Below are 775 nucleotides of genomic sequence, written 5' to 3' on the forward strand. Positions count from 1 at the left end.
ATCACGCAGGCCACGAACGGCAGGTCGCATGGCCGCCTTCGCCGTCGACCGCAAGTATCCCGAGTCCGACCACGCGCCCATGGTGGCGACCTTCGACCTCGGCTGAACCTTCGAGCTGAGGATCAGCGGTGCAGGCGGGTGTCGGTCAGGATCCGCCGGACGGTCTCCTGTAGCGAGCTGCCTGCAGTGATGATCTCCTCACGTCCGTCATCGAGCAGGTCCCGCGGCCGGTACCACCGGCGCATCTCTGCTTCGCCGTAGGCGTCGGCGGTGGGCTTGGTGGCGTGCCGGCGCAGGGTCTCGGCGAACGGCACGTCGAGGTAGTAGAAGCGGCTCACTCCGCGGTGGTCGGCGCCCAGGGCCGTCAGCATCGGGCCGTAGCGGTCGGCGTACAGGATGCCTTCCACGACGACGTGGTAGCCGGCATCCAGCGCGTAGCGGGCCACCACGTCGATCAGCCCGATATTCGCCGCCCCGGGGACATCGGGCTCCTTGAGGATGTCGCGGCGGATGGCGTCCTGGCCCACCACCGCCAGACCGCGCCCGTAGCAGGCGCGCAGGCGCGCGGCGACGGCGCTCTTGCCCGAGGCGGAGTTGCCGCGCAGCACGATCAGGCGCGTGGTGTTCGAGCCGGTCACCGCCGTAGCGTACGAGTCGCCGGCCGTCCCGAAAAGACCGGGCCGGCCGGGTGGCCGTCGCCCGCGTCCGGGCGCGCTGCCCAGGCCGGTCAGCTCGCCGGGTGGCCGTCGTCCAGACACGCCGCCGTACCGTCGGC

Annotated in this window: 1 protein-coding gene; it reads right to left on the minus strand. The window is 71.6% G+C overall.

All coding sequences use genetic code 11. From position 1 onward, the window contains the following. Positions 1 to 122: 122 nt before the first annotated feature. The gene (locus ACWJ6R_RS37390; RefSeq protein ID WP_449066714.1) at positions 123 to 638 is read right to left on the minus strand and encodes an AAA family ATPase; all 516 of its coding nucleotides are present in this window, start codon (positions 636 to 638) and stop codon (positions 123 to 125) included. Positions 639 to 775: the final 137 nt, after the last annotated feature.

The sequence above is a fragment of the Planomonospora algeriensis genome (assembly GCF_977012225.1).